The organism is Microbulbifer epialgicus (assembly GCF_041447265.1).
In the GTDB taxonomy this organism is placed as follows: Bacteria; Pseudomonadota; Gammaproteobacteria; order Pseudomonadales; family Cellvibrionaceae; genus Microbulbifer; species Microbulbifer epialgicus.
Window position 1 is genome coordinate 13,778 of record NZ_JBGMEK010000034.1, and the last position, 24,892, is coordinate 38,669.

The 24,892-nt window shown below is 49.4% G+C and carries 19 protein-coding genes and 2 pseudogenes; 18 read left to right on the forward strand and 3 right to left on the reverse strand.

Features of this window, described 5'->3' with window-relative positions; genetic code table 11:
• Positions 1–543: 543 nt before the first annotated feature.
• From ACCI49_RS14670 to ACCI49_RS14745, 16 genes and pseudogenes are all read left to right on the forward strand, one after another.
• Positions 544–690 (forward strand): annotated as a pseudogene (locus ACCI49_RS14670) (class I tRNA ligase family protein); the annotation flags it as partial.
• 118 nt (positions 691–808) lie between these two features.
• Positions 809–880, forward strand: a pseudogene (locus tag ACCI49_RS14675) (hypothetical protein); the annotation flags it as partial.
• A 459-nt stretch (positions 881–1,339) separates the two neighbouring features.
• Complete coding sequence (gene ndhC, locus ACCI49_RS14680) at positions 1,340–1,756, forward strand: NADH-quinone oxidoreductase subunit A (RefSeq protein WP_371839787.1); 417 nt, start codon at positions 1,340–1,342, stop codon at positions 1,754–1,756.
• A gap of 19 nt (positions 1,757–1,775) precedes the next feature.
• Positions 1,776–2,423: a NuoB/complex I 20 kDa subunit family protein gene (locus tag ACCI49_RS14685; protein WP_442928492.1), complete on the forward strand. Its 648-nt coding sequence runs from the start codon at positions 1,776–1,778 to the stop codon at positions 2,421–2,423.
• Positions 2,424–2,476: 53 nt separating this feature from the next.
• Entirely contained in the window at positions 2,477–4,282 is a 1,806-nt protein-coding gene (nuoC, locus tag ACCI49_RS14690; protein WP_371839788.1) for an NADH-quinone oxidoreductase subunit C/D, read from the forward strand.
• A 140-nt stretch (positions 4,283–4,422) separates the two neighbouring features.
• Positions 4,423–4,989, forward strand: a complete 567-nt coding sequence (gene nuoE / locus ACCI49_RS14695; RefSeq protein WP_371839789.1) for an NADH-quinone oxidoreductase subunit NuoE — start codon at positions 4,423–4,425, stop codon at positions 4,987–4,989.
• Positions 4,967–6,265 carry an NADH-quinone oxidoreductase subunit NuoF gene (gene nuoF, locus ACCI49_RS14700; protein WP_371839790.1) on the forward strand — a complete coding sequence of 433 codons (1,299 nt, stop codon included), beginning with the start codon at positions 4,967–4,969 and terminating at the stop codon, positions 6,263–6,265. The genes nuoE and nuoF overlap by 23 nt, the downstream gene beginning before the upstream one ends.
• A gap of 51 nt (positions 6,266–6,316) precedes the next feature.
• Positions 6,317–9,157, forward strand: coding sequence for an NADH-quinone oxidoreductase subunit NuoG (nuoG, locus tag ACCI49_RS14705; RefSeq protein ID WP_371839791.1), 2,841 nt, complete (start codon positions 6,317–6,319; stop codon positions 9,155–9,157).
• A gap of 7 nt (positions 9,158–9,164) precedes the next feature.
• Positions 9,165–10,121 (forward strand): NADH-quinone oxidoreductase subunit NuoH, encoded by a 957-nt coding sequence (nuoH, locus tag ACCI49_RS14710; RefSeq protein WP_371839792.1) that lies wholly within the window; start codon positions 9,165–9,167, stop codon positions 10,119–10,121.
• A 40-nt stretch (positions 10,122–10,161) separates the two neighbouring features.
• A complete protein-coding gene (gene nuoI, locus ACCI49_RS14715; RefSeq protein ID WP_371839793.1) occupies positions 10,162–10,680 on the forward strand; it encodes an NADH-quinone oxidoreductase subunit NuoI in 519 nt (172 codons plus the stop codon).
• 92 nt (positions 10,681–10,772) lie between these two features.
• On the forward strand, positions 10,773–11,297 hold the full coding sequence (gene nuoJ, locus ACCI49_RS14720) for an NADH-quinone oxidoreductase subunit J (RefSeq protein ID WP_371839795.1): 525 nt from the start codon (positions 10,773–10,775) through the stop codon (positions 11,295–11,297).
• Positions 11,287–11,604: an NADH-quinone oxidoreductase subunit NuoK gene (gene nuoK / locus ACCI49_RS14725; protein WP_442928493.1), complete on the forward strand. Its 318-nt coding sequence runs from the start codon at positions 11,287–11,289 to the stop codon at positions 11,602–11,604. Before nuoJ ends, nuoK begins: the two co-directional genes overlap by 11 nt.
• A 1-nt stretch (position 11,605) precedes the next feature.
• Complete coding sequence (gene nuoL, locus ACCI49_RS14730; protein WP_371839796.1) at positions 11,606–13,444, forward strand: NADH-quinone oxidoreductase subunit L; 1,839 nt, start codon at positions 11,606–11,608, stop codon at positions 13,442–13,444.
• Positions 13,441–15,018, forward strand: coding sequence for an NADH-quinone oxidoreductase subunit M (gene nuoM / locus ACCI49_RS14735; protein ID WP_371839797.1), 1,578 nt, complete (start codon positions 13,441–13,443; stop codon positions 15,016–15,018). Before nuoL ends, nuoM begins: the two co-directional genes overlap by 4 nt.
• Entirely contained in the window at positions 15,015–16,556 is a 1,542-nt protein-coding gene (locus ACCI49_RS14740; RefSeq protein WP_371839798.1) for an NADH-quinone oxidoreductase subunit N, read from the forward strand. Before nuoM ends, ACCI49_RS14740 begins: the two co-directional genes overlap by 4 nt.
• Positions 16,557–16,640: 84 nt before the next feature.
• On the forward strand, positions 16,641–17,099 hold the full coding sequence (locus tag ACCI49_RS14745) for a hypothetical protein (protein WP_371839800.1): 459 nt from the start codon (positions 16,641–16,643) through the stop codon (positions 17,097–17,099).
• Positions 17,100–17,559: 460 nt separating this feature from the next.
• Here ACCI49_RS14745 and ACCI49_RS14750 read toward each other — a convergent pair whose 3' ends face one another.
• From ACCI49_RS14750 to ACCI49_RS14760, 3 genes are all read right to left on the reverse strand, one after another.
• Entirely contained in the window at positions 17,560–18,678 is a 1,119-nt protein-coding gene (locus tag ACCI49_RS14750; RefSeq protein WP_371839801.1) for a PepSY-associated TM helix domain-containing protein, read from the reverse strand.
• 65 nt (positions 18,679–18,743) lie between these two features.
• Entirely contained in the window at positions 18,744–20,855 is a 2,112-nt protein-coding gene (locus ACCI49_RS14755) for a TonB-dependent receptor family protein (protein ID WP_371839802.1), read from the reverse strand.
• Between the two features lie 54 nt (positions 20,856–20,909).
• A complete protein-coding gene (locus ACCI49_RS14760; protein ID WP_371839803.1) occupies positions 20,910–21,677 on the reverse strand; it encodes an HpcH/HpaI aldolase family protein in 768 nt (255 codons plus the stop codon).
• A 273-nt stretch (positions 21,678–21,950) separates the two neighbouring features.
• Here ACCI49_RS14760 and ACCI49_RS14765 point away from each other — a divergent pair, with 273 nt between their 5' ends.
• Complete coding sequence (locus ACCI49_RS14765) at positions 21,951–23,153, forward strand: ATP-grasp domain-containing protein (RefSeq protein WP_371839804.1); 1,203 nt, start codon at positions 21,951–21,953, stop codon at positions 23,151–23,153.
• Positions 23,150–24,892 carry an IucA/IucC family protein gene (locus tag ACCI49_RS14770; protein WP_371839805.1) on the forward strand — a complete coding sequence of 581 codons (1,743 nt, stop codon included), beginning with the start codon at positions 23,150–23,152 and terminating at the stop codon, positions 24,890–24,892. Before ACCI49_RS14765 ends, ACCI49_RS14770 begins: the two co-directional genes overlap by 4 nt.

The window sequence follows — 24,892 nt, forward strand, 5'->3', positions numbered from 1 at the left end:
CAGGCCTTCACCCTGTCCAAGGTATTAATCTTGGCATTCGACTACTATGCCGTCTGTCGACTTCTGGTTAATCACCTTGGTTATTACTGACCGAGGCGCTGTTATGTCCCACCATTTTGTCTACCCCACGATAGTGGTGGGCCTACTTATAAGTCAGCGGCCACGCCGGCAGCTTCACAGCAGCAAGTTAAACAGATCTCCCCAGATAAGAACGTGAACTTTCACTACACAGCTGCATCATTGACTCTACCCGTTAGATCACATGTCTTCGGTGTCCTTGGCCACCTCGCCTCCAGGCTAAGCCTTATAGGATGTTTCTGTTCGTCAGCTCGTAGTTTTGCTAGCGGCTTCCTCCCCACAAGGCCTCACGGTGTTGCAGTTGCCATTCGCTAGTAGTTAGCCATTAGACGGTGAGCTTCCTACAGGGGACTTTCACCCCATTAGTCCACGTCCATGCTGGGCGTACCAATCCAATCAACTACGCGCCTTCGGCGCCCGACAGCTTACACCTCGCTGCGTTGCTGCTGCAGGTTATAGAGGCGGTACGTAAAAACCCAACCCCTGGCCGATGAGGCCATCGCCACCGTTGAAGATGGCCGCGTTAACTTCGTACCAAAAAACTTCGAAAATATGTGTTTCTCCTGGATGTGCGATATCCAGGACTGGTGTATTTCCCATCAGTTGTGGTGGGCGATATGGAACTGCTGGTGCCTATGGCCGGACTGATTGATGTCAAAGCTGAAAGCGCACACTTGCAAAAAGAGAACGAAAATTATCCAAGGTCCTCGCTCGCGTCGAAAGCAAGCTCAATAACCCGAAGTTTGTTGACAAAGCACCTGCTGAGGTTGTCGCTAAGGAAAAGACAAGCTTGCAGATATGAAGAGTGTCCAGGAGCGCTTGAAGCAGCAGCTGGAGGAAATCAGTAACCTATAAGCCACAAGGGGCAATAACTTTGACTAGCATGTCGATTTAAATACCGAAAAAAAGGGGGAGCAACCCCCTTTTTTATTTTCAAATTACGCAAAATTCCACCTGTCGCGGATTATTACAGAATTATCCCTCATAAAAAGTGCATACGTAAGAAGTAAACGTTCCTTAGCTGCACTGGCGCAAACTGCCGCAACGATTTATAAACAGTGAACGGTCATTTATAGGCACAAGACCGAAACAGATGCGCCCAGAGTGGGCACAAAGTACAGAGAATAAGAAACCTTTATTCGTTCAGCTTTCATTTAGTGCGAAAGCATCCCCCTATCAATCATTTTTAGTGCTGTGAATTTCGTTGCGGTATCGGTGATTAACCCGGGCTAAGGCCCAGCAAAAATCGGGGAGAAAGACGTTGAACTACCCAGATCAGTTCAACCCGGTAGTATGGCCACTAATTGTTTACTGCCTCGCCGTATTGGCATTAATTACATTAATGCTTGGACTTTCCTATTTCCTCGGCCAAAAGCGCAGAGACCCTGCAACTGATGAACCTTTTGAATCGGGCATTATTTCTCAGGGCAGCGCCCGTTTACGTATTTCTGTCGCCTATTACCTTGTTGCTATTTTGTTCATTGTTTTCGATCTGGAAGCTATCTATCTGTTTAGCTGGTCCATCGCATTTTATGAAACAGGGCTGCTTGGCTTTATCGAAGCCACCGTTTTTATTGTGATCTTACTCGTGGGCCTGATTTATCTCTGGCGCTTGGGAGCATTGGATTGGGGTGGACACCAGAGAAGCCTGTCTGAGCAGCGCAAAAATCATCAATAAATACTACTAGGAACACACTATGCGCTGGCAGCTAAGGAAAGCTCAGGATGTGATCGCGGCCGATTCTGCTCCGGCAGATAAGAGTGATAACACCGAGGACCTAGAAAAGAATATTTTACTCACCAAGTTGCAAGAGTTAATTGCCTGGGGTCGATCCAATTCTCTCTGGCCTTTCAATTTCGGACTTTCCTGCTGCTACGTAGAAATGGCCACAGCTTTTACCAGCCGTCACGATATCTCCCGCTTCGGTGCGGAAGTTATCCGCGCTACGCCGCGTCAGGCAGATTTAATCGTAATTTCTGGCACCGTGTTTTTAAAAATGGCCCCAGTGTTACAGCGCTTATATGAACAAATGATTGAACCACGCTGGGTTATTTCCATGGGCTCCTGTGCCAATTCAGGCGGCATGTACGACATTTATAGCGTGGTACAAGGTGTCGACAAATTCCTTCCGGTAGACGTTTATGTGCCTGGCTGTCCTCCCCGCCCTGAAGCACTGCTTCAGGGATTGACTCTATTGCAGAAGTCTGTTGCTGCCGAGCGACGAAACTTTAGCTGGGTGGTAGATGACCAGGGAACAAGGAAAATCCCTAAGCAGAGCCAACGTGACTTACATCGAGAGGAGCGTATGCGCGCCGACGTTTTACGCGCACCAGATACCGTATAACCGTAATCGCACTGTTGTCGCCGACAGAATAGACAATAACAACGGAATGCCCGATGACTGGCGTCATAGCAAAAAGTGTTCACAGTGAAACTCCCTACAGTAAAGAAGCCCAGTCCTTCCTGCGGGATCTGGATTGCGAGTACCGCTGGCACAATTACTGGCTGCAGCCCGACAGCGGAGATATGCCCACCCTGTGGATAGACTCCCAGTCCCTGATTCCACTGTTGCGTTTCCTAAAACAGGAAATTTCTCGCCCCTTTTCCATGCTCTACGACCTCAGTGCCATTGATGAGCGCCTGCGGGTAAACCGTGGAGAGGGACCGGAAAAACAACCCAGCAGCGACTTTACCCTGGTCTACCAATTACTGTCGTTCAACCGTAATTTATTTATTCGTATCAAGATTGCCCTTCCCGAGTCCCATCTTTCGGTGCCATCAATTACCGAACTATGGGAAAACGCAAATTGGTATGAACGGGAAGTGTGGGACCTTTTTGGTATCGACTTTAGCGGCCACCCACACCTGCATCGCATCATGATGCCACCGACCTGGAAAGGTCACCCCTTACGAAAAGATCATCACGCTCGCGCCACCGAGGTGGACCCTTTCTCCTTGTCTGAGGAAAAAGAACGTCGAGAGCAGGAAGCGCTACTGTTTCGTCCGGAAGATTGGGGAATGGCCCGCGCCAGTGAAGACTCTGAATTTATGTTCCTTAACCTGGGGCCCAATCACCCTAGTGTACATGGTGTTTTCCGCGTTGCCCTGCAACTCGATGGCGAACAGATTGTGGATGCGGTGCCTGATATCGGATACCACCATCGCGGTGCGGAGAAAATGGCTGAGCGCCAAGCCTGGCACACTTACGTCCCTTACACAGACCGGATCGATTATTTGGGCGGGGTTATGAATAACCTGCCCTATGTCTTAGCCCTTGAACAACTCGCGGGAATTGAGGTTCCCGAGCGCGCCCAGGTTATTCGGGTAATGATGTGCGAGTTTTTCCGTATCTCCAGCCACTTGGTATTTTTTGGCACCTTCGCGCAGGATGTCGGGCAGATGTCCCCCGTGTTTTATATGTTTATTGATCGGGAAAAGTTGTTTGGCATCGTTGAGGCAATCACCGGCGGACGTATGCATCCTGCCTGGTTCCGCATCGGCGGCGTGGCCGAGGACCTGCCTGAGGGCTGGGATAAGATGGTGCGGGAATTTCTCGACTATATGCCTGCACGCCTGCGTGATTACGATGGTATGGTTATTAAGAATAAATTACTACAGAGGCGTTCCAGAGGGATCGGTGTCTACAATACTGCAGAAGCCATTGAGTGGGGTGTTACAGGGCCGGGACTGCGCGCCACTGGTTTAGAATGGGACCTGCGAAAAAAACGCCCCTACAGTGGCTATGATCAATTTGATTTCGATATTCCCAGCTACGATGGTGGCGACTGCTTCGATCGCTGCCGTGTGCGTGTGGATGAAATGTGGCAAAGCCTGAGAATTATTCGCCAATGCCTGGAAAACATGCCCTCAGGCCCCTACAAGTCAGACCATCCGCTCACTACCCCGCCGCGCAAGGGGCGCACTATGCAGGATATCGAAACGCTGATTCAGCATTTCGTCAATAACAGCTGGGGGCCGGTAATGCCAGCCGGGGAGGTATGTTTCCCTATTGAGGCCACCAAGGGACTGAACAGTTACCAAATTATCAGTGATGGCGGCACCACCTCCTACCGCACCCGAATACGCACGCCCTCATTCCCACATTTACAAATGATCCCATTGATATCTCGGGGGCTATTGATTGCCGATTTGATTGCAATCATTGCAAGTATTGATTTTGTTATGGCAGACGTGGACCGGTAACCAATAAAAACACGGCCTAAGGCCGAACTACAGCGGAGGAGATCAGTGCACGGGATATTCCCATATGCCAGCGCCACCAGGCCCCATTACGGTACTGGCGCCTTACATATGCCTCCGCGAACTCGCCCGAGGAAGCATATATGTCCAGCATACTAGAACCGGAACCAGTTGAAGTAATGGAGCACAGTAACAAGGATTCAGATAAATATTCTGGGACACTCACCGCCCAGGAAAAAGCAGAAATCGATCGAGAAGCGTCTCACTACGAGAACAAGTCCTCGGTAGGATTGGAGGCACTTAGAGTTGTACAAAAATATCGCGGTTGGATTTCCGACGACAGCATTCAGGCAATCTCCGACTACCTCAAGGTTCCCGTTGCGCAACTCGAAGGCGTGGCCACCTATTACCAGCTCATCTTCCGCCAGCCAGTGGGAAAGGAAGTCATCTATCTTTGCAAGAGTGCCAGTTGCTGGATTATGGGATGTAGTCGCCTACAACAACATATTTCCACCACACTGAATATTAAACCAGGACAAACTTCTGAGGACGGTATTTTTACGCTACTGGAAACTCCCTGCCTAGGAGACTGCGATAAAGCTCCTGTTCTGATGCTCGGCGAAGAAATGCATCGAAATCTCGATGAATCGGCTATCGACGACTTAATCGATAAAAAGAAGAAATACCATGCTGACAAATCCTCTGACTAAAAATGTCATCGACCAGAATATTGCCACAGATATCGAGCGCTATCTGGGAAATGGCGGCTATCAGGGCTGGCGCAAAGCCCTCACCATGAGACCAGAGGAAATTATTAATCAGGTCAAGGAAGGTGGTTTACGCGGCCGCGGCGGAGCAGGTTTTAATACAGGCCTCAAATGGAGTTTTGTTCCCCGCGGAGAGAATGCTCCCAGGCAAAAATTTATTGTCTGTAACGCGGATGAAATGGAACCTGGAACATTCAAAGATCGATTGTTGATGGAACGCGATCCTCACCTGCTACTTGAAGGCATGGCCATCGCCGCCTACGCGATCGGTGCCTCGATTGGCTACATTTTTATCCGAGGGGAATATCATCTAGCTGCAGAACGACTGGAAAATGCAGTCGAAGAAGCCAAAGCACAAGGGTTGCTCGGCAGCAATATCTTAGATAGCAAATTTACTCTGGAAATATTTATACATCGTAGTGCAGGCAATTATATCTGTGGCGAGGAAACTGCGCTCTTAAACGCACTGGAAGGCCGCCGTGCCATCCCCCGGGCTAAACCGCCCTTTCCTCAGGTTAGTGGACTTTGGGGAAAACCCACAGTAGTCAATAATGTAGAGACATTCTGCAATGTCCCACACTTGGTGGAACTAGGGGTCGACTGGTACCGAGAATTGGGACGCGGGCAAGACGCCGGTAGTAAGCTTTTTGGGGTGAGCGGAAAAGTGAAAAAACCCGGAACTTGGGAGCTGCCTATGGGCACCCCTATTCGGGAGATTATCGAAACCTATGCCGGCGGCATGCAGGATGGGCTGGAACTGACAGGTTTCCTGCCCGGTGGTGGTTCCACAGATTTCCTCGGTCCAGAGCACCTGGACCTACCGATGGACTATGACGTTATTGGCAAGGCAGGCAGCCGTATGGGCACCGGTACAATTATTGTACTGGATAACGAAACCTGCCCTATAGGGCTGGTCTTAAACCTCTCACAATTTTTTGCCCGAGAATCCTGTGGCTGGTGTACCCCCTGCCGCGATGGCCTGCCCTGGATTGTAAAAATACTTCAGCGAATTGAGGAGGGTGCAGGATTGCCCGAGGACCTCGATCTACTGCGCGAACAGTGCCAGCATATAGGGCCGGGCAAGACATTTTGTGCCCTAGCTCCAGGCGCGGCCGAACCTCTGCAAAGCGCCCTTAAATTATACGAGCAAGACTTTATCGAACACATAGAAAAGCGCTGCTGCCCCTATGCAGAGTTGCAGTCGGGCAAACAGAGCTAGCACAAAAAACGGTAATTGGAAGCAAGTCGATACAACAATAATGGACTGACAATGCCAACGATCACTATTGATGGTGAAAAATACCAAGTTGACGGAGAGCAGAATCTGCTCAGCACCTGTCTATCACTAGGATTAAATGTACCCTATTTTTGCTGGCACCCCGAAATGGGATCCGTCGGTGCTTGTCGACAGTGCGCCATGATCGAATACAAAGACAACGAAGACCATTATGGCCGACTGGTTATGAGTTGTATGACGCCGGTCCGCGAAGGTGGCATTTACAGTCTTGAAAATGAGGTAGCTGAGGAGTTTCGTGGTGGCATTATCGAAGATCTGATGACAAATCACCCACACGATTGCCCTGTATGTGAAGAGGGCGGGGAGTGTCATCTGCAGGATATGACGGAGATGTCCGGGCATACGATGCGCCGCTATCGGGGAAAAAAGCGTACCCATCGCAACCAGCATTTAGGTCCCTTTATTAACCATGAAATGAATCGCTGCATTACCTGCTACCGTTGTGTCAGGTTTTACAATGATTATGCTGGTGGGAATGATCTGCAGGCACTGGGTAGAAACCATCAGGTTTATTTCGGTCGTCAAAAAGAGGGACGCCTGGAAAACAGCTTCAGTGGAAACCTGGTGGAAGTCTGCCCAACTGGTGTGTTTACCGATAAAACCTTTAGCGCACATTTTGTTCGCAAATGGGACCTGCAGTCCGCGCCATCCATTTGCGAACATTGTGCCGTGGGCTGTAATACCGCTCCGGGTGCACGGGAACCCGGCAATGGCCATGAACCGACACTGCGGCGGGTAACCAACCTCTATCATCATGATATTAATAGTTACTTCCTCTGTGATAGAGGCCGATTTGGCTACGAGTATATCAACAGCCCCACACGTATCATGAAAGTGCTCTCGGCCCGACATGAAGAGGTCATTAGTTCAACCGCAGATTCCGACGACCGACTCCACAGGGAGGTCTCACCAAAGGATGCCGTCCTTCACCTTGCTGAACAAATAACCGCTAGGCAGCGCGGTGAAAAAAAGCTTATCGGTATTGGCTCCCCCCGTGCTTCACTGGAGAATAATTTCGCGCTCAGGAAACTAGTGGGGCCAGCCAATTTTTATTCCGGCCTTAATAGAAGAGACCAGGAATTGTTAGAGCTGGTCAATACCATTCAATGTGATGAGCGTATCCAAAGTCCTACCACACCGGATATAGAAAATGCCGATGCAATAGTGATACTTGGAGAAGATATTTACAATACAGCCCCACGTATTTCCTTAGCTGTGCGTCAGGCAGCACGCAACCGTCAAAAACAGCAGGCGCAATCACTGAAAATTCCACTGTGGCAGGATTCCTCTGTAAGGCAGCTGGAGGGAGACAGCAGCCCTATTATTTTTGTCGGCACAGAGCTGAGTGCGTTAAATGATATTGTCTCCACCGCCCTGTTTGAGCCACCGGAAAAGGTTGCGGGATTTGCCAGAAACCTAGCCTTAGCAATTTCTGATCCAGAAAGACCTCCTACCGGACTTGAGCCAAAGCTACAAGAACCCCTTGAAAGTATCGTAGAAATACTTCGCAATGCTCGTAATCCATTAATCATCTCCGGCACATCCAGTAAAAATGCAGATACCCTCAGAGGGGCCGCACTGCTCGCCACAACCTTAAGTGAGTTTAGGAAAGTACCTACCATGCTTTACCTGACCTGTGATGAGGTCAATAGCCTGGGTATTATCCAATTATTCGATAGTGAAAAGGGCCACCTCGAACAATTATTGGAAGCCCTTGAGGAAAATCAAAGTAGTAATACTTCTACATCATTAATTATTTTGGAAAATGACCTCTATCGGCGTCTGGATAAAAAATCCCTGGAACAGCTATATACTCACACTGAAGAGGTCTTCCTTCTGGATACCCTACTTAGCCCCACGGCAAAACGAGCCGACTGGATTTTTCCTACATCGGCGACGGCAGAATCTCAGGGTACCTTTGTCAACAATTATGGACTGGCCCAACGTTTTTACGCAGTTTATGAGGGTGGAGGGTTTATCCAGGAGGGCTGGCGCTGGCTAGTGGATGCTGTCAATTTCTGCACGGATAAATATGAAAATCTAGCAGATATTTCTGAATGGGAGCATAGCACGGACCTTAGCGATGCGGTTGCTCGGGAATTTCGAACATTAAAGGTTCTAGATTCATTAGGGCCAGATGAAAATTTCCGCATCGATGGTCTCAAGATCGCTCGCCAAACGGCTCGCTACAGTGGACGCACGGCAATCCACGCAGAAACGCATGTTTCCGAGGATCCGCCAATTCAGGATCCCGATGCCCCTATGAGTTTCAGTATGGAAGGCATACACAATCCTAATAAAACATTATTGCAAGCCAACATCTGGTCACCTGGCTGGAACTCAAATCAATCCATATTCAAATTTCAGGAAGAGGTGGGTGGTGAGCGAAAAGGAGGGCCTTCAGGAATCAGAATTGAGCGCCCTAAACACTCAATACCAGAGTGGGAAATTTCTTCAACCGCGTCACCGGAGCTGCCGGGTAATCCCGACCAACTACAGATGCTTCCCGTATATCGTTTGTTCGGATCTGAGGAGCTCAGTAACCAAGCTATGGGAATTTCAGAAGTGATTGAGGCACCTTTCGTATTGGTTAACCAAGCAGATGCAGCGGCATCAGACATCCGACAAGGAGAGATGGTAGAGCTGGAGACAGGCTGTGGGGTTTATCGTGCCGAGGCACGTATAAATTCCACGACCACACCTGGCACTATAGGCGTGCCCTTCGGCCTGCCGGATTTTGAGACACTGTCTCCCCTGTTGCCCGGATTCGCATTATTGCGGCCCGCGGCAGCCCCACTCATTACCGAAGGTTGAATCAGCCATGAGCGCTCCAGTCTGGATAACACTACTAAATATTTTCGGTGTATTGATTGCTACGGTAATACTTGCGGCAATACTCACCTGGGGCGAGCGACGTCTTCTCGGTTTCTGGCAGGACAGACCAGGGCCAAATCGCGTGGGCCCTTTCGGCACACTGCAAGTAATGGCCGATATGATCAAACTGTTCTTTAAGGAAGATTTTATTCCACGTTTTGCCGATATTCCAGTCTTTGTACTGGCACCGACCGTTGTTATGGCCACCATGCTAATTGCTTTTGCCGTTGTGCCTATGTCTCCGAACATCGGAGTGGTTGACCTCAACATTGGTTTATTATTTGTACTTGCAATGAGCTCTATTGCTGTTTATAGCATTATTCTGGGTGGCTACGCTTCAAACAATAAATATGCTTTACTCGGTGGATTGCGTGCGGCTGCTCAGACCGTTTCGTATGAAGTGTTTATGGGTTTGAGCTTGATGGGTGTGGTAATGTTGTCCAGCAGCTTTAATCTGCGGGATATTGTCAATGCTCAAGAGGATCTCTGGTTTATTGTTCCCCAGTTCCTCGGCTTTATTGTATTTTTCATTGCGGGCATCGCCGAGAGCAGAAGAACCCCATTTGATCTTCCCGAAGCAGAGCATGAACTCACTGCAGGATTTCATACCGAGTATTCCGGCATGAAGTTTGGCATGTTCTTCGTAGGTGAGTATCTCGCTGTAATTCTTATCTCTGCGCTGATCACCACACTTTTCCTCGGTGGCTGGCACGGTCCCTGGTTGCCTCCCATTATCTGGTTTTGTTTGAAAACTGCGCTTCTTGTAGCGGTTTTTATCTTGCTCCGTGCCTCACTGCCCCGCCCTCGCTATGACCAGCTGATGAAGTTTGGCTGGAAAGTCATGCTGCCTTTATCACTGGCAAATTTACTTGCCACTGCGGGGATATTGCTATGGATTGCCTAGAGCCCAACACATTTCTGGAACTACCGGTGGGAGAAAGGAAATGATCGCTAGTCAACTTCGCAGCATGTGGCTGGTATTCAAGCACCTATTTCGACGTAATGTCACCGTACAGTACCCGGAACAGAAACCCTATTTGGCGCCTCGCTACCGGGGTCGCATCATACTCTCCCGTGACCCCAATGGTGAAGAGCGATGTGTGGCCTGTAACCTCTGTGCTGTGGCCTGCCCCCCCGATTGCATTTCGTTACAAAAAACCGAGGATCCGGATGGGCGTTGGCGACCAGAATATTTTCGTATCAATTTCTCCCGCTGCATTATGTGTGGGCTATGTGAAGATGCCTGTCCTACTTACGCCATACAGTTAACACCAGACTTCGAGATGTGCGAATACGACAGGCAGAACATGGTGTACGAAAAAGAAGATCTTCTAATCAGCGGACCAGGGAAATATCACGATTACAGTTTTTATCAGGTAGCCGGTAAAGCCATTACAGGGAAGGACAAAGGCGAGGCTCAAAACGAAGCCGAGCCGATCAATATAAAGAGTCTCAATCTGTAAAGAACCATAAATACATTGACGTATCATCTTCAATGGGAATATCCCCATCGTATAAAAAAGATGATGGAAACTACCAGAGAGGGAGCGCCTAAATGAATTACGTATTCTATCTCACTGCGACAATCGCCGTGGTCTCCACCACTATGGTGATTTTCCACCGGAACGCCGTACACGCCCTCCTTTATCTTGTAACGTCTCTATTGTCGGTGGCGGTTATTTTTTACCAGTTCGGTGCTCCATTGGCAGCCGCACTGGAAGTGATTATCTACGCTGGCGCAATAATGGTACTGATTATTTTCGTAATTATGATGCTCAACCAGGGGGACTCTACGGTTACGCAGGAACAGGCATGGCTGCAACCCACTACCTGGATCGGGCCCGCACTGTTATCGGCGCTTTTACTGATTCAATTGATTCTATTAGTTAGCAGTGGCCAGATCTCTTCGACGCAGACGTTTCATTATATAGGCCCAAAACAGGTGGGCATTGCACTTTTCAGTCACTACGTACTTGCTGTGGAGCTGGCTTCAATGCTATTGCTGGCCGGACTGGTAGGTGCCTTTCACCTCGCTCGCCGCAGAAAAATAGATACAGGGGATTCCGGCAATGCCATTTGAAACTGCACCAGGGTTGGAAGCGGGCGTACTTTTAGCATCGATACTCTTTTGTCTGGGACTTGCCGGATTGATGATGCGGCGTAACGTCATTTTTATGTTGATGAGCGTCGAGGTTTGCACCAACGCCGCAGCCTTGATGTTTGTCGTTGCCGGCGCACATTGGGGCAATGCTGATGGGCAGGTTATGTTCATATTTGTGGTAACCCTGGCAGCTGCGGAAGTCGCCATAGCTCTCGCCTTGGTCCTGCAATTTTACCACCGTAAACATACTGTCGATATTGATCAACTGAGTGAATTGAGAGGTTAATATGCAGGGGCTTTTGGCCTGGGTGCCACTTCTACCGCTTATTGGCTTCCTGGTACTGGTGGCCATACCGCTATTCTATCGTCGTGAGCCTCCAGAAAAGATTGTCACTTTTATCGGTGTGGGCAGCGTCGGTATTGCCGCGCTTATTACTGCAATCGTGGCTGCAACAGTATTCTGGGGCAACCCCGCTGAGGTAGTCTATATCAGACTGTGGCAGTGGATGCTGGTCGACAACCTACAGTTGGGGTTCAATTTCCATATAGACTGGCTTACGCTGGTCATGTTGATGATCATCACTGGTGTAGGTTTTTTAATCCATCTCTATTCTGCCGGGTATATGCGCGAGGATTCAGACTTTCGTCGCTACTTTGCCTACCTGAATCTATTCGTATGCGCCATGCTGATTCTGGTCATGGCCGACAATCTGGTTTTACTCTACCTGGGCTGGGAAGGCGTCGGTCTGTGCAGTTACCTACTTATTGGCTTCTGGTATAAAAACCCGGCCAATGGTGCGGCCGCACAAAAAGCTTTTATCGTCACCCGTATCGGCGATACCGCCATGGCGATTGGTCTATTTCTTCTTTTTTTCGAGTTTTCGACGCTCAACATTCCGCAATTGGTTTCTGCCGCCGAAAGTTCTGCTGTCGATCCACAAGTCATTACCATCGCCACTCTATTATTACTTGGTGGCGCCGTAGGTAAATCCGCGCAACTACCATTACAGACCTGGCTGCCGGATGCTATGGCCGGTCCGACGCCGGTTAGTGCCTTAATCCATGCAGCTACCATGGTAACCGCCGGTGTTTACCTGATTGCCCGTATGCATCCCCTGTATCTACTATCCGAGACTGCCATGACGGCGGTGGCAATTGTTGGCGCCCTCACCCTGCTACTGTCGGGCTTTAGCGCCATTGCGCAGAGCGATATCAAACGGGTGTTGGCATATTCCACGATTAGTCAAATAGGCTATATGTTTCTGGCCTTGGGCGTAGGAGCCTGGTCTGGAGCCATCTTCCACTTGATGACCCACGCTTTCTTCAAAGCTCTGCTTTTCCTCTCAGCCGGTTCAGTAATTCTTAGCTTGCATCATGAGCAAAATATTTTTGCTATGGGTGGTCTCTTTCGAAAAATTCCATTTACATTTATTTGCTTCACTATCGGATGTGCCTGCCTGGCTGCCCTGCCCTTTACTTCCGGTTTCTACAGCAAAGATCATATACTGTTGAGCGCCTGGGAATTCCATCAGGGCTTTAACAGCTTTTGGCTTGCCGGCATCGTGGGCGCGCTGGTGACCGGTATCTACAGTTTCCGCGTGCTCTTTATGGTTTTTGCCGGCAGTGAGGGAAGCGCTTCATTACAATGTAAGGATGCTAATACAGCAGTAATGACTGTACCCCTGACTATCCTCGCTGTACTGGCCCTTTTTGGTGGACTGTTGGCACCACCACTACAGGCAGTGTTTGGAGTGACACCGAGCGAGCATCACGCGGCCTGGGTCGAAGGAATAGCCATTGCCATGCCCCTGATCGGGTTAACTATCGCTTGGCAGCTATTCAAGAAAGAGAAAAAATCTGGTGAACAACGCTCTTCCATTATGCAGTACTGGTTCAGTGGATGGGGTTTCGATTGGCTTTATGAGCACCTTCTGGCCAAGCCATTTAAAGCGCTGGCCCGCCTGAATCACAACGACATTATCGACAGCCTTTATAAGGGCACTGCGGCATTCAGCCAGCAGCTCAACAGCATCCTTAGCTCTTCCCAAAACGGCCAGGTGCGCTGGTATCTGGTAACTTTCGCCGCAGGTTCCATCCTGTTCCTCGCACTCTTGGTGGCCCTATGACATTACTCGCAATCATTCTCATATTATTCGCGGGGGGTATTATCGCCTGGCTTGCGGAGCGGTATTTACAACGGGGTGGACGCTGGATCAGCCTTTTCAGTCTCTTGTTGGCAGCTCTGCTTCTCTTTAATTACTGGTCTTTTCTCGCCACCCCCGAGGTGGTGGGCGGTGGGTCCTGGTGGGATAGTTTACAGGTCAATTGGATTCCCAGATTCGGCATCAGCTTTCACCTGGCCATTGATGGATTGAGTTTTCTAATGCTCACTCTGACAATTGCGATGGGGATTTTTGGGCTAATCATGACCTGGGATGATATCCAATTTCGCCGTGGATTCTTTTATTTCAATTACCTTTGGACTCTCGCCGGTGTAGTGGGAGTCTTCACCGCAATTGACTTGTTCCTATTCTTTTTCTTTTGGGAGGTCATGCTGATCCCCATGCTCTTTTTGATTGCGGTATGGGGCTATGAAGGGCGAATTTATGCTGCAATCAAGTTCTTTATCTTTACCCAGGCCAGCAGCCTGCTGATGTTAATCGCAATAGTGGCTTTGGCCTACATACACTTTAAAAACACTGGCCAGCTCACTTTCAATTACAACGACCTACTCGGGGCCGAACTCTCATCCTCTGCAGCCTATTGGTTGATGCTAGGGTTCTTTGTGGCATTTATTGTTAAGCTGCCGGCACTACCCTTCCATACTTGGCTGCCGGACGCCCATACTCAGGCCCCAACAGCTGGCAGTATTTTGCTGGCCGCCATTCTTCTAAAAACCGGTGCCTACGGTTTATTGCGCTTTAACCTTCCCTTGTTCCCAGAAAGCTCAATGGCATTTGCGCCTGTGGCTATGACGATTGGAGCCATCGGTGTCGTCTACGGAGCCATGATGGCATTTGCACAGCAGGATATGAAGCGATTGGTAGCCTATTCCAGCGTCAGCCATATGGGCTTTGTCCTTTTGGGGCTCTATGCATTGGATACCATTGCAGTCCAAGGCGCCGTGATGCAAATGATTGCTCATGGCCTAAGCACCGCAGCCCTATTCGCCCTCGTCGGCGCCCTACAACACCGATTACATACGCGGGATATGCAGCAACTGGGAGGAGTATGGGCGCTATTACCCAAGTTATCGGCGGTTGCACTATTTTTTGCAGTGGCCTCCCTCGGTTTACCAGGCCTGGGAAACTTTGTTGCCGAATTTACCGTATTGGTAGGCAGCTTCCGTAGTAACCACTGGATCACAGCGCTCGCCGCTATTGGTTTGATCGGGGCCGCCCTCTACGCGTTACTAATGATGCAAAGAGTTTTCTTTGGGGAATTAAATAAACGGCTGAAACTGCCTCGACAAGAGGGTGCAACAACAGATTTGAGCTTGCGGGAATCCTGTGCTCTGCTCTCCCTGGCCTTAGTCCTAATCCTAATTGGCTTACGTCCGCAACCGATCTTCAATATCTCCGAGCCCACTGTTGCCAGATCAATCAAAAAAATAGAAACCGCTAGCACAATCAGTGGCCAATCCTCCTCCCGGGTACAGGCCTGGATAAATCCAACCCTACAAGAGAATTCGTCTCCATGAGCTCACAGGAACTTTTTGGGATACTGCCTCTACTGCTATTAAGTGCTGGGATCGTCATTCTCTTGCTACAGGTTTCTTTCTGGCGGGGGCATGCGGGGGGGCTGGCAACCACCATGATTACCTTGCTGCTGGCAATCGCTTCATGTTTCTGGGTTGGTGCCACTTTATCTAATGGCGTCAGCTCCATTCAGGTAACAGCTCTTTTATTGGTGGATCACACTTCACTGTTTTTCTGCCTGTTACTTCTCCTTACTGCCATTGCAGTCAGTATTATGGGATACAGTTACCTGCGACTGCGCTGTAACCCAAACGAAAATTCAGATAGTTATCCAGAAGAGTTTTACATACTATTGCTATTGGCGATGTTGGGAGCAACCACTCTGGTATTTGCCAGCCACTTTGCCACGTTTTTTCTAGGGCTTGAGCTAATCAGCTTGGCCTTGTATCCGATGCTCGGTTTCTCAGTAACCGGTGACCTGTCATCTCAAAGGGAACAGGTGCAGTCACTGGAATCTGCAATCAAATATTTAATCTTGTCTGCTTTATCCACTGCGCTCGGGCTGTTTGGTATAGCGTTAATTTACAGCGCGAGTGGTTCCCTGGAATTTAGCAGTATAGCCTCTCATATGGCAGAACTTTCACAGACATCCACTCTATTTGCCACTGGAGTTACCCTGCTCCTTATTTCAATTGCCTTTAAGCTATCCTTGGTCCCTTTTCATATCTGGACGCCAGATGTCTACCAGGGAGCCCCAACACCTACCACGGCCCTGATTGCGACTGTGAGCAAGGGGGCTGTTATTGGCTTCATGTTGCGCTTCTTTAATACTTTGGACCTATATGGCAGTCAGATTTTAATTGACATGCTATCCATTGCAGCCGTAGCCAGTATGCTGGTAGGTAACTTATTGGCACTGATGCAATCCAATATCAAGCGACTCTTGGCATATTCCTCTATCGGCCATATAGGTTACTTGATTGTGGCTTTTCTTATCGGAAAAAGCACCTTTGGGACTGAAGCTGTAATCTATTACCTTGTAGCCTATATCATCACCACACTGGGGTCATTTGCAGTAGTCGGCCTGATAGCAGATTCTATTGAGGAGAAAATTCTTCAGGGAAAATACCCTGATAATCCAAGAGATGAATCAGAAGACCCCTATCAACGAGAATTTTACCGAGGTCTATTGTGGCGTTCCCCCTGGCTCGCCGGATGTCTCGCAGCCATGCTCCTGTCTCTCGCAGGAATTCCCCTGACCATTGGTTTCATTGGGAAATTCTACATTTTTACCGCTGGTGTAGAGGGGCAGATGTGGATACTCCTGGCAGGTGTCGTCATTGGCAGTGCTCTCGGGCTTTTCTACTACCTACGCCTGTTATTAACCATGGTTCAACGGGAAAGCACCACCGTTTCAGAATCAGCGGGTAGTATTCAAATTGCTGTTTCCGGTCAGCTACTACTTACAATTCTTACCGGAACTCTGTTGCTGTTTGGCGTATTTCCCCAGATCTTGATCAATTGGATAAATGCACTATAACGATACTTTAGGGTATGGCCACAAAAGGATATGACCTGTTTTTCCTGCCCAATGTAAAATCACTAGGTACCAAAGGGCAAACCTATGAAAACCTTCAAGCAAGCTTTTGAAGTAATAAAAGACGCCGAGAAATTTCACTTGGATATGGCAGCTCTTTATGAGGAACTGCTAGATAAATCTGAAGATTACCGAACGCAGTTATTATTGAAACATATGTTGGAACACGAACAGCGAATGGCTAGAAATTTGGCCAATTACGGGGAGATATCACAGCAGAAAGCGATGCAGACGTGGCTGCAATACACCCATGAAGAAAGTTCAAAGGACTTTATTCGCCACATGCCACTCAGTGATCCACCGACCATTCGAGAAATCAATAGTATGGGGCGTGAAGTAGATCGATATTTTTCCGGCCTCTACGAAGCTGTTTATGGAGCAATCGAATCCCTGGAGGTTAAGGAGGTTTTCGAGGACCTGAAACAGATACAGGATAAGGAGCGAATCACTCTGTCTATGGCCACTAACTCATTGTGGGACATGTAATCAGCTGGGTGAATAAAGGAGCGGGTCACTCGGACTCCCCTCGTTAGGCGCTATTTACACACTGGACTCAAAACAGAACCATTCACGCTGCTATCGGTTGATAAAGAAAGTGATAAATTCTCACTCTCAGCAATGGAAAGACCCGTATAAAGCGGTTGAACTGAGCCCAATTGAACGACTTCCTCCGGCCTCTTCGATTTAGCCATTTGAACAGAATTCGGGGTGCTTGATACAGGAGTCTTCTTACGGGCTCGGTATTGAAGGTAATGCCAAAGTATCCGATATGCCCCACCAGCTTTGCACGGAATATTTTCCATATATCCGACAGACTACCCCTGTTCCGGGCCTCCCTGGCCCAATGGTTTACTCGCTTTAGTTTTGAACGAAAATGTTTTCCACTCGTTTGTACTTTGGAAATCACCCTTCCCTTATGAGATCTTCCAAGATAGAACAATCGCTGTTATCTGGGTATTTCAGGCTGATTAAATTTGAAATGGTGCAGCAAAATTCCTTTGCGTTTAAATGACATACTCAAAAATAACCATAGCCCGCTGACAACGAACAAACCTGGCAATAACGCGAATAGTAGCCAAAGTGCCTTGGTCACCCCCCCTCCAAAGTCTCCAATATGAAAAGCGTATTTAAAATTCCAAAGTCGATTTGCTCTGCTCAATTTGGATGAATCCTGTACCCCGAGAACATGCCCACTACCGCCGTCTATCCATAGATAACTGAATGGCGCAGACTCATCAGGGTACTGCATTCTCAACAGCAAAGACTCTCCCTCTTGCTTGGGAAAGTAAATTCGGCGTAGCGCCGCATCGGGAAGATGGGTGCCTGCTTGTTGTAGGGCCACATCCAGTTGGTCGAGTCCGCCTTTGGTGACTGGCTCCAGTTTAGGGCGGGGCTCCATAGCGCTGAAGGTTGCGGCTTCATACAGAGGAGCTGTAGGCCAGTGAAAACTCAGGCCTGTAAACGCAACCAATATTAGCACGATACCGGTATAGACTCCGACGGAGATATGGAACTGACGAATGCGAAGTCGCCAGTTATTCTTGCCTGAGCGCCGATACTTCCGCCGTGCTTTCTTCGAGTTAAACCACAGCATGTATCCGAGCACGATTTCAATAATCAGAATCAGTGCAGCACTGGAGGTGATATAGCGAGCCCACGACTTGGTAGCATTGTCTTCCATCAACAGCCACCGGTGCCAACTCATGATCTTGTGATAAAAGTCCTGGCCTTTGGGGTAGCGATGAATCACCTTCTCAGTATAAGGATTAAAGTTCCACTGAACGGCATTTGACACAGTGATAACCCATGGCCGGTCAGGTTTTTCCTCGATACTGATCTGTTCGATCTTCAGACCTTGTTCTTGGGCTGTCTGTGAAATGCCTTTAACAACAGCAACGATATCAACAGATTTGTTGTCAGGAGCGATTGTCCATAGATCCGGCTGCAACAGCTGCTGTAACTCTTTACCAAAAACCAATAGCGATCCAGTGATACTGGCATTGAGGATAAATAGACCACTTATCAAAGCCAGGACTATGTGGAGTTGTTTAAACCGGCGTTTCATGAGGGAACCCTGCTAAATCCCGCACCGGATTTGGGAACCGGTGCAGGCCGTTGGCTGACAAGTTATCAGAATGTGTATCTCACTTCAGCACTGATAGAACGGGAAGGTGCGGGGTAGCGACCGGCAGGGCTAACATCAATACCTCGGAAGTAATACTCTTTGTCAAACAGATTGTTAACTGAGAGGGCAGTGTATAAAGTGCCATCACCGCTAAGCTCCGTTGTCTTACTTATTTGCAGATTCCACACCATATAAGATGGCAGCTCTCCGGTTGTGCCTGCGGCGTTTTCTTCTTCGGCATTCGACTGATCACTGAAGGCGCTGCTGTAGTAGAAACCGGAAAGCGTGGCATCAACACTGTCGAAGGCGTAACTGGCATCCCAGTGTATCTGATGCTTTGATGCGTAAGGCAACTCGTTTCCGGTATTAACCCCCTCTCTTTGTTCACTGTCGAGGTAATTGTACGCCACATTTAGTGTCAAGTTGGTCAGAGATTGAGGAGTAAGGCTACCTTCGATTTCTATCCCCTGGTGCCGTGTCTCACCGATATTGTCAAAGCTCTGCTCAAAGCTGTTATAGAGCAGTTGATCTTTGAAATCAATGCGATACAAGGAGGTATTCAGGCTAACAGAATCACCAAGTGTGTAGCGTAGTCCGGCTTCGTAATTCCAAGCAAGTTCAGCGCCTTCCTCACCTACTCCGCGAATGACCGCTATTTGCGGTACCCGTAGAGAACGCTGGGCGTTGCTGTAAACGAACCAGTTGTCTCCGGCCTGGTAGCCAACTGTCAATCCTGGCAAGACTTCAGTCAGGGAATTGTCCGTTTCTGTACCTGCTATCAAGTCCTGAAAAGTCATATCAACATTTTCATACCGGATACCGGGGCTAATAGTCAGTCGCTGATCCAGTAACTGGATTTCATCGCTTAAGTAGATGGCGACAGCAGAGGTCTCTAAGTGCCAGTCTCTTGGGATGCTTTCTGTATTGGTGCTGAGCAAGACCTGCCCGAGTTGATAGTCAATGTCCTCTTTGACCAAGCGGGCACCCGCTGTAAGTTTGTGATTGACGTCTTCACCGTTGAATTGCAAAGCCATACGAGGTTCAGTTCCCCAAACTTTAAACTCTCTTGGGGAACTCCGCAGATGAGTAGCAGGGGCGCGGGTATCAGCCCAGTGGTCAGCACTAGGGTCTGTGGTGAAATCCCATTGGAAGTTGCGGCTGGAGTTGTGGCCAAATGTGGTCCAATTGAATTCACCACCATCGGCTGCTCCCAAGCTGTCGAACTGGCGATTATATTGCACAGTGGCTCGAGTTGTGTCGCCACTAAACTCGTCATTGGGACGAAGTGATTGGGTGCGATCTTGCTCGAAGGCTTCAGTATGTAGAGCTCCCGGCATATCGGTTTCGGCATCATACTGTTGCAGAGTAACGCCTAGAGACTGCTCGGCATCAATATCCCATCGGCTTTTCAATATCCAGTTTTGCACATCAGTATCTGAGTGATCCCGGAAAGATTCTCCTTTAACGATGTTGCCTTCCAGTTGCAGTGCGAAGCTCTCATTAACTTGACCACCAGTGCGCAAGTAAGTATCTGTTAAGTGATTACCCCCGCTGAAAAAAGTTACTTTCTCCTCCAGGCTAGTTTGCCAGTCTTCAGCAATTGGTTTGGTAACCAGATTAATAACGCCACCGACATTGTTGGGACCGTATTGAACAGCCGCGCCACCGCGGACAATGTCTATCCGGTCCAGACTCTTCAAGGTGGCAGGGAAGAGTGACTGGCCAGTGTGACCATAGGGGGCAAGCGTCAATGGCACACCGTCAACCAAGAATTGAGTGTAACCGCTACGGCTCGCGCTCAGGCCGCGAACGGCAACATTGGGCAACACGCCGGTACCCGTTTCATCCTGAACTTTGATGCCGGGCACTTGCTGTAAAGCAGCGTCGATGGAAAGGCTCGCACTTTTCTCCAGCATTTCTGCGGTCAAAATACTGCGGTTGCCCGCATAGCTTTTAATCTCCTCCAGACTTGATTGCCCTAGCAGGCTGCCGGTGACTGTTACCTCCTCCATATCAACAGCAGCCCCCTCCTCAGCGAGTGAAGCGCTTACGTGCAGAGCACTAAAAATCGCGATTGCCAAAGATGTGCGGCGACCGAGACGTTGGTGATAACTCATGGTATTTCCCTTGTGTATAAGTGCGATTAGTTCGTGTGGGATTTCTGAAGAGGGTTAGCCTTGTTTAAGGGTGCTCAAGTGCCCCTTGAGCTGACGAAAGAGAATGCCTCGGTCTTCACCGGCCAGGAACATCTGGATACCTTTCTGACGCCAGGTTTCAATCTGGCCAGGTTGGCGGGGCAGAGCACAAAAAATCGTATTGGCGCTGGCACAGTCTGCCGCCATTTTCGCAATGGCTGACTGTACTTCAGGGTGCTGAACCTGGCTGCCATGCCCCATGGCAATACTTAAATCCAGCGCTCCTTCCAAAATGGCGTCAATGCCGGATAGCTGAAGGATTTGGGGAAGAGCATCACAACCGTCGCAGTCCTCAATCATCAATATCAGCATGATTTCCCGGTTAGCTTGCGCCATATAATCATCCAACGTGAGCGTGCCAAACCCCGTAGGCCGCCCACCGGTAATACCGCGCTTGCCAAGTGGCGGAAAACGGACGGCGGCAACAGCATCAGCAGCTTGTTTCGCGGAAGAAACCCTTGGAATTACAATACCCTGTGCGCCGCAGTCCAAAACACGGGCAATCAGAGCCGAATCTGTGCTGGGTACGCGTACAAAGGGAGTCAGATTAGCGTTTTCAGCGGCGCGTATAGCGTGCTCGAGATCCCTTGGGGAGGTCAGAACATGCTCGGTATCCAGGATGATGAAGTCGTAACCCGCATAACCAAGCATCTCACAGAGCAAAGGACTAGGAATGGAATTCAATATCCCAAAGACCTCTTCCCCAATACTGATTTTCTTTTTGACGCGGTTGCATCCAAGCACAGTGTGACCTCCTCTGTATAATTCTGATAATTATTATCATTATCATTTACAAGTCAAGTCTTTGTCAGTAGCCTAGCGCTCTCTGACCATCATTGTTCAGCCACTCAAGATCGATTAATGACTGGGAAATACCTTTTTTCTGCTCAGGGTAATGGTTCGAGCAGGAAAGTGCCGTCATTGGCCGGGGGCGGATGAATGAGCCCCTTTCGGCCAGCTTGAGAGGGCTATTTGATAGCCAGACAAACAGGAGCGTGCCTTAAAAGGAGAAAAGTAATGCCCCCCCAGTTGGTATTGATCAGCCATGTGCTTCACCCCGCCGTTACTCAAGGGTTTACTCCAGCCGCTATTGAGCTGGGTTACGAGATCACAATAGTTACCGATCACGGTCTGGCGTACCGAAAACACTATGCGTCTCATCCAAGTCACCCTTCACCAGTGAGGATCCTTGAGTGTGATGTATTTAATCCCATTGCCATCATTGATGCTCTGACCACAGCAGCTATTGTGCCGCAGGCCGTGTTTTCCAACAGCGACCACTTGCAATCATCAACGGCATTGGTAGCCAACTACTTTTCATTGCCTGCAAAATCCTGGCAGCGTTGTTATCAAGCAAAGAATAAAGCGGCAATGCGATTACAGCTGCAGAACCTATCACTGTCTTCAGTAGAGTCCGTTGTGTTGCAGATCACGGATCCGGTGCCAGATGACCTGAGTTACCCAGTGGTAGCCAAGCCCAGGGAAGGTGTCGGGAGTATGAACGTTGCCCTTTGTGAAAATCGCCGAGCACTGGAGAGTATCAGGCGTGATTATCATCGAAGTAGTCCAACCGTCCCACTGCTGCTGGAAAGCTATATGCCGGGAGAGCTGTTTACTCTGGAAACCCTGTCGGATGGTCGTGAAATTATCGCTGTGGGCGGATTTGATGTCGAGCTTTCGCCACCACCGCACTTTGTTGAATTGAGTGCGACGTGGAACGGTGAAAACAGCGTTCGTTATCGCGATGAGGCGCTGGCGCAAGTAAGAAAATTTGGTGTTGGGCTGGGGGTTTGTCACAGTGAATTCATTGTTACCTCGACGGGCCCCAAGTTGGTGGAAATCAACTGCCGCAGTGTCGGTGATAGCCGGGAATTTCTACTGGAAGAACTGCTACCCGGCGGTTGGTTTAAGCCCATTCTCCAGCTTCATACCGGTGCACCATTGACCCCCGTCGAGCTTGGCAAGAGCCAGGCGATGATTCGTTACCTCGTTGCGACAAGCGAAGGGCAGTTGACTCGACATTCGTCTGAGTGCCACTGGGAAGCACAGGGCGTCAAATACCATTACCGACCGTTGAAACAACAGGGCGACGCTATTGAGCTGACGCAATCCAACAAGGACTATCTGGGTGTGCTGGTTGCTATCACGCCCTCAGAACTACCCTTGGCCGAACTGGTCGAGCTGCAGTTATCCAAATTGGAGTGGGAGGTCGTGGCGTGATTGAGGCAGATGAAATCTACATCACTCGACGCATTATTGATGCCTGTCTGCGAGAAAACCTGTTTGGCTTACTGGATAGTGCTAGGTTAACGCATGAACTGCCACAAGACGCACCGGCCTGGGATGAAGGGAATACGAATAATCGTTGGCTACAGATAAAAATAGCGGGAGGTACAGCGCATCTGCCGGTTGTGGAGGCCTCCACTATGCAGCGCTGGCTGGTAGCGAACCCGGTTTGGTGGGTAGAAGATGCGACTGGTTGGCGGTTGTGTCTGGGATATCGGCAATGGCTGAGAATGCTAGCAGCCGACAGGGATGAGCAGACGCAGGACGCTTTTGAGCAATACGTATTAGAAGCAGACATAGCGGTAGAGCACCGCCGTTTGTGCCGCGAGGCCTTCAATGATAAGCGCGAGCTATTGAAATGTCTTATTTCCGATGCGCAAGACTGGTCGGCCCGGATGCTATTCAGTGATCAGATCGCATCCTACCTGGATCACCCCTATTACCCGACTGCACGTGCGAAACCAGGGTTTGGTGAACAAGAAATGCGGCAGTATGCACCGGAGTTTACGCCGGAATTCCAATTGCGCTGGATTGCCGTGGACAAACAGCGGGTATCTGTGGCGGGCTCACCACCTTCATGTTGGCCAAGTATGAGCGATGTTGGATTGCCCGATAGCCTTAAACAGAGTCATAGGTTATTTCCGATTCATCCGGTGAGCTGGGAAAATGTGCCGGAAGATCGGCTGGGCGTGATCAAAGCGCCGTTGACGGCAGTAACTGTCATACCGACCTTGTCGGTGAGAACAGTAGCCGTTGCCAATGACCCCTATACCCACATTAAAGTTCCGTTGGAGGTGCGTACGTTGGGCACGCGTAACGTACGCCTAATCAAACCTAGCACCATTATTGATGGTCACAACCTATCACTCATTCTGCAACGTATTGAGCAAATAGATGTAGCCTTGCGTGGGCGCTATCAACATTGTGATGAAGAGCATGGCGCACACTTCGATGGTAATAATTCGATAGCCTATATCGTACGCCGCTACCCTGAGCCTCTGCCGGAAAGCTGCTCTCTGGTTCCCGTTGCTGCACTGGTCAGCCCAATGCCAAATGGCGATCTTTACCTTCAACAGTTACTGGATACCTATTACCAGGGAGATGTTTGCCAATGGCTGGGTGAGTATCTGGATTTAATGCTTGGTGTACACCTGCGGTTGTGGCTGCGCTATGGCATCGCGCTAGAGGCCAATCAGCAAAACGCCGTGTTGGTGTTTGACCACGAGCGTCCCCTGACGTTGGTAATGAAAGACAACGATTCAGCGCGGCTATGGCCGAGACGTTTATTGAGCGCCGTGCCCGAAGTAGCAAGTACTGTAACGGCTATTCAGGACCAGCGAATAAAAGTTGAGGATGAGCTGCCGCTTGCCCAAATGTTCTGCACCATCACTCTGCAACTGAACATCAGCGCTATTTTTGAAGCCATGATCAAGGCTGGTATGGCTCAACGTAGCGACCTGTATGGACAGTTGCGGCTAAGGCTGCGAAATCATCTTGATAGCCTGGAGAGCGAGGGAATAAGAACCAAGAGCGCACAGGATATCCTGTTCGCGGATCGGCTTTATGTGAAGTACCTGTTGACGGCGGGCAGTTTACTGAGCAAGCAGCAATCGGGCGCTGCGGATATTAACAAATACTATGGCCTGAGTGCCCCCAACTTCCTCAAGGACTGA

What these genes read in the sequence shown, in the direction of transcription:
- nuoI (WP_371839793.1), top strand. Translation starts at nt 10,162, where the DNA reads ATGATCGCTAGTCAACTTCGCAGCATGTGGCTGGTATTCAAGCACCTA.
- nuoK (WP_442928493.1), top strand. Translation starts at nt 11,287, where the DNA reads ATGCCATTTGAAACTGCACCAGGGTTGGAAGCGGGCGTACTTTTAGCA.
- ACCI49_RS14755 (WP_371839802.1), bottom strand. Translation starts at nt 20,855, where the DNA reads ATGAGTTATCACCAACGTCTCGGTCGCCGCACATCTTTGGCAATCGCG.
- nuoJ (WP_371839795.1), top strand. Translation starts at nt 10,773, where the DNA reads ATGAATTACGTATTCTATCTCACTGCGACAATCGCCGTGGTCTCCACC.
- ACCI49_RS14765 (WP_371839804.1), top strand. Translation starts at nt 21,951, where the DNA reads ATGCCCCCCCAGTTGGTATTGATCAGCCATGTGCTTCACCCCGCCGTT.
- nuoM (WP_371839797.1), top strand. Translation starts at nt 13,441, where the DNA reads ATGACATTACTCGCAATCATTCTCATATTATTCGCGGGGGGTATTATC.
- ACCI49_RS14750 (WP_371839801.1), bottom strand. Translation starts at nt 18,678, where the DNA reads ATGAAACGCCGGTTTAAACAACTCCACATAGTCCTGGCTTTGATAAGT.
- ACCI49_RS14740 (WP_371839798.1), top strand. Translation starts at nt 15,015, where the DNA reads ATGAGCTCACAGGAACTTTTTGGGATACTGCCTCTACTGCTATTAAGT.
- ACCI49_RS14745 (WP_371839800.1), top strand. Translation starts at nt 16,641, where the DNA reads ATGAAAACCTTCAAGCAAGCTTTTGAAGTAATAAAAGACGCCGAGAAA.
- nuoC (WP_371839788.1), top strand. Translation starts at nt 2,477, where the DNA reads ATGACTGGCGTCATAGCAAAAAGTGTTCACAGTGAAACTCCCTACAGT.
- nuoG (WP_371839791.1), top strand. Translation starts at nt 6,317, where the DNA reads ATGCCAACGATCACTATTGATGGTGAAAAATACCAAGTTGACGGAGAG.
- nuoL (WP_371839796.1), top strand. Translation starts at nt 11,606, where the DNA reads ATGCAGGGGCTTTTGGCCTGGGTGCCACTTCTACCGCTTATTGGCTTC.
- ACCI49_RS14685 (WP_442928492.1), top strand. Translation starts at nt 1,776, where the DNA reads ATGCGCTGGCAGCTAAGGAAAGCTCAGGATGTGATCGCGGCCGATTCT.
- nuoF (WP_371839790.1), top strand. Translation starts at nt 4,967, where the DNA reads ATGCTGACAAATCCTCTGACTAAAAATGTCATCGACCAGAATATTGCC.
- nuoE (WP_371839789.1), top strand. Translation starts at nt 4,423, where the DNA reads ATGTCCAGCATACTAGAACCGGAACCAGTTGAAGTAATGGAGCACAGT.
- nuoH (WP_371839792.1), top strand. Translation starts at nt 9,165, where the DNA reads ATGAGCGCTCCAGTCTGGATAACACTACTAAATATTTTCGGTGTATTG.